Consider the following 13,407-nt stretch of genomic DNA (forward strand, 5'->3'; position numbering starts at 1 on the left):
GATTCCCGGTCGGCCACATCGGCGACCACCGCGACCGCGGGCACGCCGGTCTCGGGCGCCAAATGATAGGTGGGGTGGTTTAGCCGCCCCCCCCCCGCCCCCCGCCCCCCCCGGGGCGGCCCCCCCCCCCGCTTGGGCCCCCCCCCCCCCCCCCGGGGCCCCCCCCCCGGCCGGGTTCTGCGTTTCCGGGGTGGTTTACGCGCCTGTCGCCAGTGCGGCGATCAGGCGTTTGACGGGGCTCTCGGCGTTGTAGCGATGGGCCAGTGCGTCGAGTGCGTCGGCGTCGGCGGGGATGGGGTGCAAGGTATCAGGGCGGGACAGGATCACGTCCGCGTCGCGGACCACCCGCACGACCGGCGCCGCGGCATCCAGATAGCCGGCGGCGGCGCGAAGTTTGGCCCGGATGCCCTGGGCGAGATCGGTGCCGGGATCGTCGACGGCGGCGCGGAGGGCTTCGAGCGAGCCGAACCGGCTGATCAGCGTCGCGGCGGTTTTCTCGCCGATACCGGCCGCGCCCGGCAGACCGTCGGACGAATCGCCGCGCAGCGTCGCCATATCGGCGTAGGCGGGACCCGCGTTTTCTTCCGGCACACCGTATTTGGCCGCCACCTCGGCGGGGCCGAAGAGTTCGGCCTTGGCCAGCCCGCGGCCGGCGTACAGCACCCGGACGGGCGGTTCCGGGGTATCGCGGACCAGTTGCAGTAGATCCCGGTCGCCGCTGACCACCACCACCGGATCGGTGCGTTCGGTCGAGGCGAGGGTGCCGAGTACATCGTCGGCTTCCAGCCCGGCCGCGCCGCCGGTGGCGATACCGGCCGCGGCCAGCACCTCCAGGATCATCTCGACCTGCGGTGTCAGCCGGTCCGGGACCACCTCGGCGCCCGGTTCGGCGCCCGCGGAAGTATCCAGGCGATGCGTTTTGTAGGTCGGTACCAGGTCCACCCGGAACTGCGGCCGCCAGTCCAGGTCCAGGCACACCACCAGGCGGGCGGGGCGATGCCGGGTGATCAAAGCGGCCACCATATCGATGAAACCGCGCACGGCGTTCACCGATCTGCCGTCCGGTGCGGTGATCTTGTCCGGGATGGCATGGAAAGCCCGGAACCACAGACTCGCGCCGTCCAGCAGGAGCAGCGGACGCGGTGCGGATTCGGTCGTGTTCACCCGCCGGAATCTACCGGGCCCCACCGACCGATCCGGTGTGCCGTCCCCGAAGCCGGGGTAAGTTCGAGATCATGAGCGCGCATACGGAGGCACGGTTCGCGGCGGAGGTCTACGAGCAGCGGCTGGAGCGGGCGGTCCAGCTGATCCGCGCGGCGCATCTGGACGCCCTGCTCATCACCCCCGGCCCGGACCTGCGGTATCTCATCGGTTCGGCGGCGCAATCGTTCGAACGGCTCACCTGCCTGGTGATCACCTCCGATAAGGCCACCCCGTCGGTTGTCGTACCGAAACTGGAGGTGGCCGGGTTGCAGGAATCCGCGGTGGACGAACTCGGCCTGCGGGTACTGGACTGGGTCGACGGTGTGGACCCCTACGAACTGGTGCAGTCGGCGCTGCATATCGGGTCGCGGGTGGCGGTCGCCGACGATATGCCCGCCCGGCATCTGCTGCCGCTGGCCCACAGTTTCAGTGGCCTCCCCGTTTCCGCGACCCCGGTCCTGCGTGAACTGCGCATGATCAAGGATGCCGCCGAGACCGAGGCGCTGCGCCGCGCGGGGGCCGCCATCGACCGGGTCCATGCGCGGATGGGGGAATTCCTGCAGGCCGGTCGCACCGAGGCCGAAGTCGGCGCGGCCATCACCGCGGCCATCGTGGCCGAGGGGCATACCGAGGCCGCGTTCGTCATCGTGGGTAGCGGGCCCAACGGCGCCATCCCGCACCACGAGGTGTCGGACCGGCGGATCGAGGCCGGCGATGTGGTCGTCGTGGATATCGGCGGCCCGGTGGAGCCCGGTTACTACTCCGATTCCACCCGGACCTACGTGCTCGGTGAGCCCACTCCGGAAATCGCCGCCCGCTGCGCCGAACTGGAACGCGCGCAGGCCGCCGCGGTGGCGGCCGTCCGTCCCGGGATCCCGGCGGCGGCGGTGGATGCGGCGGCCCGCGAACCGCTCGCGGCGGCCGGGTTCGGTCCGGCGTTCGTGCACCGCACCGGCCACGGGATCGGGCTGTCGGTGCACGAGGAGCCTTATATCGTCGCGGGCAACGACCTGGAGTTGCGTCCCGGAATGGCGTTCAGCATCGAGCCGGGGATCTATTTCCCCGGCGAATGGGGCGCCCGGATCGAGGACATCGTGGTGGTCACCGAGGACGGCTGCGAATCGATGAACCAGCGTCCGCACGGTCTCACGGTGCTCCCCACCTGACGCGCACATTCGGGAGAGGAGCGCCTACTCGCCGGACGGGAGGCAGGCGCTCGCGCTCGGGCGGGTATGCGCCTCCTGCCGGGCGAGCAGGCCCGGGGGTCAGGCGTTCCGCAGTGCTACTCCGCTCAGCACCCGCCGGACCTGGATCGCCAGCACGACGCGAGCCGGGTTCTCGCGGGGGGTGCGGTAGCGCTGCGCGTAGCGGCGCTCGGCCTCCCGGACCTGCTCCGGATCGTCCAGGACCGAGACCGGGCCCTCGAGAGTCAGCCAGCGCCGCCCGTCGACCTGACTCACCGCGGCATAGCCCGCCCGCCGCGCGTTGCGGGCCTTCACCGAGCCGCCGCTGGTGATCACGCGGACCAGGCCCGCGTCACCGTCCCAGGTGAAACCGACCGGAACGACGTGCGGGGTGCCGTCCGCGCGCAGAGTCGTGAGGGTGGCCAGGTGACGTTCGGTGAGGAACTGCACCGCCGCGGGTGACAAGTCGATGGTTGGGGTTGTCATAGGAGGACCGTAACCGTCGGCGTGACAGACTGAGCGCATGGTTGTGCGTCGTACACGAGGAATCGACCCGGGCACTGTGCTGGTGCTGGGTGGGCGCAGCGAGATCGGCCTGCAGGTGGCGCTGCGGCTGGCCCCCGGGCGGCCGGTGGTGCTGGCCGCGCGGCGCTGCGAGGAGCTGGATACGGAGACCGCGGCATTGACCGCGGCGGGGGCGACGGCTGTGCATCCGGTGGAGTTCGACGCCGATGACACCGCGAGCCATCCCGCGCTGCTGAACAAGATCGTCGCCGATTACGGCCCGATCGGCGTCGCGGTCCTGGCCTTCGGCGTGCTGGGTGATCAGGCTCGCGCCGAAGCCGACCCCGCGCACGCGCTGTCGGTGATCCACACCGACTACGCCGCCCAGGTGAGTGTGCTCACCGTGCTGGCCGACGAGTTCCGTGCCCAGGGCAGCGGCCACCTCGTCGTCTTCGGTTCGGTGGCGGGGGTCCGGGTGCGCCGGGCCAACTACGTCTACGGTTCGGCCAAAGCCGGGTTGGACGGTTTCGCCAGCGGTCTGGCCGACGCCTTGCACGGGACCGGCGTGCATCTGCTGCTGGCGCGGCCGGGATTCGTCATCGGCCGGATGACGGAGGGGATGAGCCCCGCACCGTTCTCCAGCACACCGGACCAGGTGGCCGATGCTGTGGTCGGGGCACTGGGCCGCCGCTCCGGGCGGGTGTGGATTCCCGGCATCCTGCGCCCGATCTTCTTCGGTCTGCGGCTGCTGCCCCAGGCTGTCTGGCGGCGGTTGCCGCGGTGAACGCGCGGGTCGCCGGCGGCGCCCGGACGGGAAGGTGGCACGGGTGAGCACCGAACCGCCGGTGCGGTGGGCCGGGCCCCGAATTCCGGTGGTGGGTATCGGTGCCGACGGGTGGGCGGGCCTGCCCGAGGCCTCGCGTGCGGCGCTGCGGGACTGTGCGGTACTGCTGGGTTCGGCGCGGCAACTCGCGTTACTGCCGGAAGAAGTCACCGCCGACCGGCAGGCCTGGCCTTCGCCGCTGGTACCGGCGCTTCCGGGGCTGCTCGCCGACCGGCAGGGCACGCGGCTCGGGGTACTCGCCAGCGGCGACCCCATGTACTACGGAATCGGGACCACATTGGCGCGGTTGCTCGGACCCGGATCACTGCGGGTGCTGCCACAGCCGTCCTCGGTCTCGCTGGCCTGCGCCCGGCTGGGTTGGTCGCTGCCGGAGGTCGGCGTCGTGAGTGCGGTCGGCCGGCCGGTGCACCGGGTGCTGCCGGAACTGGCCGAGGGGCGCCGGGTGCTCGTGCTGAGCGCCGATGCCGCGACCCCGGCCGAACTCGTGGAGCTTCTGCGGCGCCACGGTTTCGGGCCGTCCGAGGTCACGGTTCTCGAACAACTCGGTGGTCCGGCCGAACGAGTAGTCGCGGGCCACGCCGCCGACTGGCGGGAGCCGCCCGGGGATCCGCTCAATATTGTCGCGATAGTGGTGCGTGGCGAAGCCGGACGGTTGCGTCTCACCCGCGTCCCGGGTCTGCCCGACGCCGCCTACACCGGTGACGGGCAGCTCACCAAGGCCGAGGTCCGGGCGCTGACCCTGGCCGCGCTGGCACCGTCCCCCGGGGAGACACTGTGGGATATCGGCGGTGGCTCCGGCAGTATCGCCATCGAATGGTGCCGTACGCATCCGGCGTGCCGGGCGGTGACGTTCGAAACGCTGGATCGGCGCCGCGCGCAGATCACCGCGAACGCCGCGGAACTGGGTGTGCCCGACATCGAGGTGCGGGGGGAGGCCGTCGCCGAACTCACCGGTGCTTCCGTCCCGGGTGCTCCCGACGCGATCTTCCTCGGCGGCGGCCTCACCGTACCTGGGTTGTTCGATCGGTGCTGGTCGCGATTGCCCGTGGGCGGGCGGCTGGTGGCCAATGCGGTCACCGCGGAATCGGAGGCACTGCTGATCTCGTGGTCGGCCGCGAACGGCGGGAGCCTGCGGCGGTACCAGATCTACCGGGGCGAACCGCTGGGCCGGTTCACGACCTGGCGGCCACAGTTGCCGGTGACGCAATGGTCGGTGGTGAAGGAGCTCTAGCGCCTGCGGATTCCGTTCGAATGGACGAATCGGACAGCGGTAGTAGTGTCACGAAATGTTCCGAGCACGGGTCATCGGACTCGTGCGCGACGGGGAGATTCGATAGTGAGATACAAGAAGTTCGCCGCGACCGCGATCATGGCGGCCGCGGCCACCGGTATCGCCGCCGGCACCGGCTACGCCGCTCCCGCCCCCGCGGCGCCCGCCGCCGAACAGCAGCGCAACGCGGCACCCGAGGTCGCGGGACACGATCGCGGCGTCGATTACACCCTGGCTCTCGCCGAGTCCGGTGAATCGCTGGTCACCACGGTATCCGGCGGTGCGTTCGGCCTGGACGCCGCCAACAACGCGGTCGTGCTCACCAATGCCGCCGGCGAACGCCTGACCAGCATCCCGCTGCGCCAGCAGACCGGTGATCAGCTGGTCTCCGTCGCCGCCCGGATCGACGAAGACAACAGCCGGCTGACCCTCACCCCGCAGGCCACCCCCGTCGCCGGCGCGCCGGCGCAGGCCGAATTCATCGGCGCCCAGCACTGGTTCATGGCCGAACTGCAGCGCGCCTCGCTGGGCGCGGCCGTGGGTGCGGCCATCGGCGCCGGCATCGGTTTCCTGTTCCTGGGTATCGGCCTGTTGCCGGGCGCGATCATCGGCGCCGGTATCGGTCTCGCGGTCGCCGGCGGGCCGCCGCTGCTCAACGCGGCACTCGCCTACTTCGGCGGGCAGCCCTGAGAATTCTGCTGCTGGGCGGGACCGGGGAAGCCCGGGAACTCGCCCATGTACTGGCCGGCGAGCGAGGACTCGAGATCGTGTCCTCGCTCGCCGGTCGCGTCTCCGATCCGGTCCACCCCGGCGGGCAGGTGCGCGTCGGGGGCTTCGGCGGAGTCGACGGCCTGCGGAACTGGCTGGCCGCCGAGCGGATCGAACTCGTTGTCGACGCCACACATCCCTTCGCCGCGACCATGACCGAACACGCCGCGCGGGCGACCGCGGATCTCGGCCTGCCCATGCTGCGGCTGAACCGTCCGGGCTGGACCCCCGGGCCGGGCGACCGCTGGCTCCGGGTACCCGATATGCACTCTGCCGCAAAGGTTTCCGCGGATACCGGGGAACGGATTCTGCTCACCATCGGACGGCAGGGGGTCGGCGCGTTCGCCGGCTGCACCCGCCCCTGGTTCCTGATCCGGGCCATCGACCCACCCGAATCCGCGCTACCGCCGCGACACGAGATCTTGCTCGCCCGTGGGCCTTTCACAGTGAACGCGGAGGCCGAACTCCTGGCCCGGCACCGTATCGACGTGCTGGTCACCAAGGACAGCGGCGGCGACGCCACGGCCGCCAAGCTCGTTGCGGCCCGGGACCGAGGTATTCCCGTGGTGGTCGTGGACCGTCCGCCCACACCGGACGGTCTCGTCGAGGTATCCTCCGTCGCCGCCGCGCGCACCTGGGTGGCCGAATACGCTGCCGGCGAAGGTATTCCCAGCGTGGAACCGCAGTAGTCCGTACCACGCGAGGGCCGCCTGAAGAACTGCGGGCCCGCGGCTTCCGGCCGGTCGCGTCATGGCGTGCAGCAGTCCCGCAGCGGCCGGGCGCGGACGCTCGGATTCCCTACGCCTGCCGGCGGCGGCCCCGGTCGCTTGCGCGGTATATGCGCTGCCGTGGGCGTAGATTCCGGGTTACCGAAACCGGTCCGAGGCCTGGCGCCGCGGTTCCCCGTCATCGGCCGGGCGCGAGCGGCCGAGCCGGACGACGGCGCGATGGCCGCGAAAGTCCGCACGCGTCGGCGACCAGCTCGCCGGCTCGGCTTCCGTCATCGCGCTCCGGTGCCGGATTCACGAGGTGAGCAGGTCCGGTAGCCGGTCGAACCATTCCAGGACCGCGCTTTCGTACCCGATCCCGAACTCCAATGTCGCGCGGGCGTGCGGCGGTAGGGCCCCGGCGTTCTCGGCTCGGTAGCGGTTCAGGCGCTCCTGGTGGATCTTGCGGCTGTTCTCGATGATCGCGGCCAGGTGCGCCGGGTCCAGATGACCGCCGAAATGCAGGGTGAGCAGCAGCGGGAACCTGATGGTCTCCGCGCCCGGATCCCGTGCGATCCATTCGGCGAACTCCGCGCGCCCCGCCTCGGTGATCCGGTACGGGGTGCGTTCGCGGGCACCGGTTTCGCCCTTCACCACCAGACCCGCCGCGTCCATGGTGGCCAGTTCCCGGTAGACCTGGCTCTGGGTGATGGTCCAGAAATCGCCGATCCGCTCCTGGGCCAGCGTCACCAGATCCCAGCCCGACATGGGGCCCTCGTGCAGGAAACCCAGCAGTGAGGCGGCCGTGGAGTTCAGCGGCCGCTTCCGTTTGCCGTTCACCACGTATCCTTCCGCCGGTATCATTCCACAGTGGAATGATATCGGATTGCGTTCTCAGCCTCGATACCGCCGTGCGGTGAACACCCGGGGCGCGGCGGCGTCGCCGAACACCGCGGTGGTGGACGCGCCGATGATCAGCAATGTGCGCATGTCCACCTCGGCGGGATCCAGTTCGCCCAGTGTGACCACCCGGACCGATTCCGCCGGTCCGCCGACATCACGGCCGAGCACCACCGGGGTCTCCGGGGTCCGGTGTTCCAGCAGGATGTCCTTCATCGCCCCCACCTGCCAGGTGCGTTTGCTCGAGGCCGGGTTGTAGACCGCGATCGCCATATCCGCGGCGGCCACCGCCGCCAGTCGCCGGGCGACCACCTCCCAGGGTTTGAGCCGGTCGGACAGCGAGATGGTGGCGTAATCGTGGCCCAGCGGCGCACCGACCCGGCTGGCCACCGCGTTCGCGGCCGTCACCCCGGGCAGTACCCGCACCGGAACCCCCGCCCACCGGGGATCGGCGGATTCCTCCAGGACCGCCGCCGCCATCGCGAAAACGCCGGGGTCGCCGGAGGACACAACGGCCACGCGGCCGCCGCGGGCGGCGAGGTCCAGGGCCATGGCGGCACGCTCGGATTCCACCCGGTTGTCGCTCGCGTGGCGGTGCTGGCCCGCGCGGACCGGTACCCGGTCGATATAGGTGGTGTATCCGACGAGATCGGTCGCGGTAGCGAGCGCCGCGGTGACCTCGGGGGTGGTCCACGCGGTATCACCCGGGCCGAGACCGACGACCACCACCTCACCGGTCCCGGAGCCGGTCCGCTGTGCGGGCTCGCGGAACATCGCCGCGCGCACACCGGCTGTGGTCTCCCCGCCGGGCACCGGCGTGGCCGCCGCCGCGCGCAGATCCGCTCGCGGTCCGGTGGCGTGCTCGCGCTCCTCGGCCGGCGAACGGGCGGCTCGGGTGGATCCGCCTCCGGCTGTTTCCGCGTCCGGCGCCGGGCCCGCCGCGACCGCGCCGGTAGGCCGCGCTCCGGTGTCCCCGGTATCCGCCCCGGCGGCAACGGCGCTCGCCGGTCCGGTGTCCCCGGGAGCCTCGCCGGCGGGGACGGTGCGCGGTGATCCGGTGTCCCCGGGGCTTCTGCGGCCGGGGCCGGTGCGCTCGGACCCGGGGGAACCGGGCAGCGCGGTGGTCGGCTCGGGACCCGGGACGATGGTGATCGCGAAATACGGGACCTGCGAGTCGTCCACATCACCGGCGGCCAGGACGCGTTCGCGACCGGTGCTGGCCCGCTCCACGTAATAGGCGCGGTCGAGCCGGCCGGAATCGGCGAGGGCCTTGCGGACGGCGGGAAAGGTGCGGCCCAGTTTCATGATCGCGGCCGCGTCGGTACCGGCGAGGCGCCGGGTGAGCTCGCCGGGGTCCATTGTGCCGGGCAGCACGGTGAGGACCTGCTCGCCTTCCACCAGCGGGGTGCCCAGCGCCGCCGTCGCCGCGCTCACCGAGGTGATTCCCGGGATGATCTCCGCCTCGAACCGGCCGGCCAGCCGGCGGTGCATATGCATGTACGAGCTGTAGAACAGCGGATCGCCGGCGGCGAGCAGGGCCACCGAACGGCCCGCCGCCAGATGTGCGGCCAGCCGGTCGGCGGCCGCGGTGTAGAACTCGTCGATGGCGCCCTGATAGCCACCCGGATGGTCGGTGGTCTCGGTGGTGACCGGGTAGATCAGATGCTCCTCGAGCTGCCCCGGACGCATATACGGTGCCGCGATACCGCGGGAGATACTGCGGCCGTGCCGGGCGCTGTGGAAGGCGATCACATCGGCCTCGGCGATGATCCGCGCCGCCTTCACCGTCACCAGTTCCGGGTCTCCCGGCCCCAGTCCGACACCCCACAGTTTCCCGGTCGCCACTGTCATTCCTTCTCGCTCGCGATCGCGTTCAAAGCCGAGGCGGTGATGGCGCTCCCGCCGCGCCGTCCCCGGACCGTCAGATACTCCAGGCCCGCGGTGTCGGCGAGTGCTTCCTTCGATTCGGCGGCACCCACGAAACCCACCGGAATCCCGAGCACCGCCGCCGGTGCGGGCGCTCCGGCGGCGACCATGTCCAGCAGATGGAACAGCGCCGTCGGCGCGTTGCCGATGGCCACCACCGCGCCGCCGAGCCGGTCGCGCCACAGTTCCAGTGCGGCCGCCGACCGGGTGGTGCCCAGCCGGGCCGCGAGATCGGGGACCCGTGGGTCGCGCAGCAGGCAGAGCACCTCGTTGTCGGCGGGTAGCCGGGTCCGGGTGACCCCCGAGGCCACCATGTTCGCATCGCAGAGGATCGGCGCACCCGCCCGCAGCGCCTGCCGCGCCGCGGCGACGACACCGGGTGTGTAGGCGATATCGCCGGCCAGATCGACCTGACCGCAGCCGTGGATCATCCGCACCACCACCTGCGCGATATCCGCCGGAAACCGGTCCAGTTCGGCCTCGGCGCGGATGATCGCGAACGATCGGCGGTAGATCTCACCCGCGTCGGTGAGGTAGCCGGTGCGTGTATCGGACATGGGCACACCCTATGTGGGGCCCCGCGCCGCGGGCCGGTGTGGGTGGGTGCCGGTCCGCTACCCGCCTTCGCGAACCCATCCGTCCGGTGGTGGTACGCGAGGCACCGGGGGTTCCCGGCGCGCCACCGTCGATCCGCGGTGAGCAGCAGCCGGGGTGCGGCGTATCAGATCGGAGCGGTGGACCACCACTGGTCGACGATATCCTGCCCGGTGTAGTGCGGCCAGGAGATATCGAGGACCACCCAGGCTCGGGCGGGATCGTCGAAGGACACGGTGAGCATGCCCGTATTCGCGCCCGGGTAGTGGCTCCAGCGCATCCGCCCGGAACCCGACGGACGGGTCCAGGGTTGTTCCCGGGTGGTGTCGTTGTCGATATTGGTGGTGTAGGTCGTCTCGCGGCGCGGGTCGCCGCGCCGGAACGACCACACGTAATAACTGATCCCGTTGTCCTGCCGGCATTCGAGGGCCGGCGCGCCGCCGTTGTTGAGGACATCGAGATCGGCGCACCGGGCGCCCTGATAGCCCGTGGCGCCGGGCTCGGGCGGTAGGAGATCGGGGAACAGCGCGACGAGTGCGTTGTTGCGTCCCCAGGCCGTCACCACCGGTGTGGGAGCGGCGGTGGGGGTCGTCGTGCCGTCCGGATCGCCGGCGGGTGTGGGCGTGGCGGGCGTGGGTGTCGCGGTGGCCGGTGTGCCGGTCGGGCGAAGGGTGCCGACCACCATGAGGACCGCGACGACCACCAGAGCCGCGACCGCTCCCACGAGCGCGGCGGTGAGCGCCGGTCGGTTCGGGCGCCGCACCGGGCCGACCGCGCGGGTGCGCCTGCCTGCCCGGCCGTTCTCGTCGCCGGGACCCGCGGGATACCCGGGTACAGGTCGTGAAGTTCCGGGCGGGGGATACCCGGTTCCCGGTCGCGGAGTGCCGGGCTCGGGGCTGCTGTTCCGTGCCGGCCGGTGCACGGATACGTGCGGTTTCCGGTCGTTCGGTGGGGTTATGGGCGGGCGGGTCGTCGCCAGCGCACGGTCCACCGCGGCCGCGAGTTCCCGGCAGCTGCCGAATCGTTCGGCCGGGTCCTTGGCCAACGCGCGGGCGATCACGGCGTCGAGTGCGCCCGAGAGGCCCGCCACCGCGTGGGACGGGCGCGGCGCGGGGTCGTTCAGATGTGCGGCGAGTACCGCGGCCGGGCTCGCCCGGTCGAACGGCACCTGCCCCGTGAGCATCTGGTACAGGGTGCAGCCCAGCGCATAGATATCGGCCCGGTGCCCGGCGGGCTCCCCGCGGATCTGCTCGGGCGCTACGTAGGCGAGTGTCGCCACCACCGCACCGGTATCGGTCAGGCGGGCCTCGTCGCGGACCGCCCGGGCGATACCGAAATCGGAGACGAACACCTGATCGACGCCATCCTGGGTGCCGACCAGTAGATTCGCCGGTTTCACGTCCCGGTGCAGCAGACCGCGCCGATGTGCGGCGTCCAGACCTTCGGCCGCCTGCGCGAGGATCCCGGCCACCCGCCGCGGCGGCAGCGCCGCCGGACCCCGCTCGATCAGCCGGGCCACATCGGTTCCCGCCACATAACGCATGGCGATCCAGAACCGGCCGTCGTCCTCGCCGCGGTCGTAGACCTCCACCACGTTCGGGTGGTCGATCCGTACCGCGAGATCCGCCTCGCGTTCGAAACGGGCCCGCAGCAACGGATCCGGGCCGGCGGCCGTGAGTACCTTCAGCGCCACCGAACGCGGGAGGCGGGGGTGGCGGGCCAGGTACACGGTGCCCATACCGCCCGCACCGAGCAGCCGCTCGATCCGGTAACCGGCGAATTCGTGCCCGGGCTGCAGCGTCATGGCTTCGTTCCGTTCCTACAGCGGCGCACCGGTCCACCAGCGGTCGAATACATCCTGCCCGCCCGTACCGCCGGAGGCGGTGATCGTGCAGAAGGTCCGCCCGGCATCGTCGAAACGCACTTCCAGCAGTCCGAATCCGGCCATCGCGTCGGTGGCCCAGCGCACGGTGCCCGTGCCCGACGGCCGGGTCCAGCGCTGTTCCCGCAGGTCGGTGAGGCCGGTTTCGCCGAGCCGGGTGCCTGCCGGCCGGCGCGCCGGGTCGCAGTGGATATTGACGTGGAAACCGCCGGGGTCCTCGGTGGGACAGTGCAGCCACGTACCGGTGTCGTCGTTGAGCGCGCAGCGCAGCCCGGCATAGCCCGTGGCCGCCGGGTCGGCCGGGAGCAACGCCGGAAACGCCTCGGCGATATAGGCCGCCGGACCCCAGGCGGCCGCCGGTGATTCGGTGGGTGCCGTCGTGGCCGATACCGGGCCACCCGTGGAGGTGGATGCGGCGGTGGTCGGTATCGGGGTGGGTGTCCCGGCGACCGTCCGAGGGCCCTGGCGGTAGAGCAGCCCACCGGCCGCCACCGCCAGCGCAACGACGACGAGCATCAGCAGCGGGGTGCGGAGCGCCGGCGGGCGCCGCGCGCCCGCGCCGGGCCGTGCGAGGCCGGTTGCCGGTTCCGGCCCCGGCGCCGGGCGCGCCGCGGGCTCCGGGTGGGCCGTCGCCGGCCCGGGACTCGGTGTGGCAGCGCCGTTCCCGGCGAGCGGCGGCGTGAGGTTGCGGCCGGGCTCAGGCGTGAGGTTGTGGCCAGGTCCCGGCGTGAAGTTGCGCCCGGGCTCCGGTGCGATATTCGTGGCTCCGGGGTGCGTGGCCGCGGAGCGGTATCGCAATGCCTGCCGGGCCGCCGCCGCGAGCTCGGCGCAGTCGGCGAACCTACCGGCCGGATCCTTGGCCATGGCGCGGGCCACCACTTCGTCCAAGGCGGCGGGTAGGTCCGGCCGGGCCTGCGACGGCCGCGGCGGCGGTTCGGACAGGTGCGCGTAGATCACCGCCGCGCCGCTGCGGTGACCGAAAGGCTTCGCTCCGGTCAGGAGTTCGTACAAGGTGCAGCCGAGCGAGTAGATATCGGCGCGATGGTCGGCCCGCTGTCCGGACAGCTGTTCCGGTGCGGCGTAGGCGAATGTGGCCAGGACGGCCCCCGTGGCGGTGAGATCGGTCGCGGCGTCGAGCGACCGGGCGATCCCGAAATCGGTGATCCGGACGATATCGCGGCCCTCGTGGTCTGCCGAGATCACGATGTTCGCGGGTTTCACATCGCGATGCAGCAGGCCCCGCCGATGCGCGGCGTCGAGGCCCCGCGCCGCATCGCGCACGATACCCACCGCGCGATCCGGTGGCACCGGACCGCGCGCCACCAGCTGACGCGCGTCCATTCCGGCGACGAAACGCATCGAAATCCACAACCGGCCGTTCTCCTCGCCACGGTCGTAGATCGACACGATATTCGGATGTTCCAGGCGGGCGGCGAGTTCGGCCTCCCGCTGGAAACGCGCGCGGAACTCCGGATCGGCGCTCAGCGCTTCGTCGAGTACCTTGAGCGCGTCCTCCCGCGGAAGCCGCGGATGCTGCGCGAGATACACCGTTCCCATCCCGCCCGAACCGATGGGCCGGATGATCCGATACCCGGCGAAAACCGCCCCCGCAGCCAGCGTCACGC

12 protein-coding genes are annotated in these 13,407 nt (G+C 71.7%); 5 read left to right on the forward strand and 7 right to left on the reverse strand.

Annotated features, from left to right (window positions below; genetic code table 11):
• Positions 1–195: 195 nt before the first annotated feature.
• Positions 196–1,164 (reverse strand): 5'-3' exonuclease, encoded by a 969-nt coding sequence (locus QH276_RS30775; protein ID WP_280406985.1) that lies wholly within the window; start codon positions 1,162–1,164, stop codon positions 196–198.
• A gap of 71 nt (positions 1,165–1,235) precedes the next feature.
• Here QH276_RS30775 and QH276_RS30780 point away from each other — a divergent pair, with 71 nt between their 5' ends.
• The gene (locus QH276_RS30780) at positions 1,236–2,369 is read left to right on the forward strand and encodes a M24 family metallopeptidase (protein WP_280402484.1); all 1,134 of its coding nucleotides are present in this window, start codon (positions 1,236–1,238) and stop codon (positions 2,367–2,369) included.
• 99 nt (positions 2,370–2,468) lie between these two features.
• On the opposite strand, the gene QH276_RS30785 is transcribed toward QH276_RS30780, so the two are convergent.
• Entirely contained in the window at positions 2,469–2,873 is a 405-nt protein-coding gene (locus QH276_RS30785) for a PPOX class F420-dependent oxidoreductase (protein ID WP_280402483.1), read from the reverse strand.
• 37 nt (positions 2,874–2,910) lie between these two features.
• On the opposite strand from QH276_RS30785, the gene QH276_RS30790 reads away from it, so the two are divergent.
• The 4 genes from QH276_RS30790 (at position 2,911) to QH276_RS30805 (ending at position 6,462) form a co-directional block, all read left to right on the forward strand.
• Positions 2,911–3,675 (forward strand): SDR family NAD(P)-dependent oxidoreductase, encoded by a 765-nt coding sequence (locus QH276_RS30790; protein ID WP_280406986.1) that lies wholly within the window; start codon positions 2,911–2,913, stop codon positions 3,673–3,675.
• A gap of 43 nt (positions 3,676–3,718) precedes the next feature.
• Complete coding sequence (gene cbiE, locus QH276_RS30795; RefSeq protein ID WP_280402481.1) at positions 3,719–4,966, forward strand: precorrin-6y C5,15-methyltransferase (decarboxylating) subunit CbiE; 1,248 nt, start codon at positions 3,719–3,721, stop codon at positions 4,964–4,966.
• A 105-nt stretch (positions 4,967–5,071) separates the two neighbouring features.
• Positions 5,072–5,695: a hypothetical protein gene (locus tag QH276_RS30800; protein WP_280402480.1), complete on the forward strand. Its 624-nt coding sequence runs from the start codon at positions 5,072–5,074 to the stop codon at positions 5,693–5,695.
• The gene (locus QH276_RS30805; RefSeq protein ID WP_432278751.1) at positions 5,692–6,462 is read left to right on the forward strand and encodes a cobalt-precorrin-6A reductase; all 771 of its coding nucleotides are present in this window, start codon (positions 5,692–5,694) and stop codon (positions 6,460–6,462) included. The genes QH276_RS30800 and QH276_RS30805 overlap by 4 nt, the downstream gene beginning before the upstream one ends.
• 333 nt (positions 6,463–6,795) lie before the next feature.
• On the opposite strand, the gene QH276_RS30810 is transcribed toward QH276_RS30805, so the two are convergent.
• The 5 genes from QH276_RS30810 to QH276_RS30830 all read right to left on the reverse strand — a co-directional run bounded on the left by QH276_RS30810 (position 6,796) and on the right by QH276_RS30830 (position 13,405).
• Positions 6,796–7,344 (reverse strand): PadR family transcriptional regulator, encoded by a 549-nt coding sequence (locus tag QH276_RS30810; protein WP_432278750.1) that lies wholly within the window; start codon positions 7,342–7,344, stop codon positions 6,796–6,798.
• A gap of 30 nt (positions 7,345–7,374) precedes the next feature.
• The gene (locus tag QH276_RS30815; RefSeq protein ID WP_280402478.1) at positions 7,375–9,231 is read right to left on the reverse strand and encodes a precorrin-2 C(20)-methyltransferase; all 1,857 of its coding nucleotides are present in this window, start codon (positions 9,229–9,231) and stop codon (positions 7,375–7,377) included.
• Positions 9,228–9,863, reverse strand: a complete 636-nt coding sequence (locus tag QH276_RS30820; protein WP_280402477.1) for a precorrin-8X methylmutase — start codon at positions 9,861–9,863, stop codon at positions 9,228–9,230. The genes QH276_RS30815 and QH276_RS30820 overlap by 4 nt, the downstream gene beginning before the upstream one ends.
• A gap of 164 nt (positions 9,864–10,027) precedes the next feature.
• Positions 10,028–11,704 (reverse strand): serine/threonine-protein kinase, encoded by a 1,677-nt coding sequence (locus QH276_RS30825; protein ID WP_280402476.1) that lies wholly within the window; start codon positions 11,702–11,704, stop codon positions 10,028–10,030.
• Positions 11,705–11,719: 15 nt separating this feature from the next.
• Positions 11,720–13,405 carry a serine/threonine-protein kinase gene (locus QH276_RS30830; protein WP_280406987.1) on the reverse strand — a complete coding sequence of 562 codons (1,686 nt, stop codon included), beginning with the start codon at positions 13,403–13,405 and terminating at the stop codon, positions 11,720–11,722.
• Positions 13,406–13,407: the final 2 nt, after the last annotated feature.

This window comes from Nocardia carnea (assembly GCF_029869215.1).
Taxonomy (GTDB): domain Bacteria; phylum Actinomycetota; class Actinomycetes; order Mycobacteriales; family Mycobacteriaceae; genus Nocardia; species Nocardia carnea_B.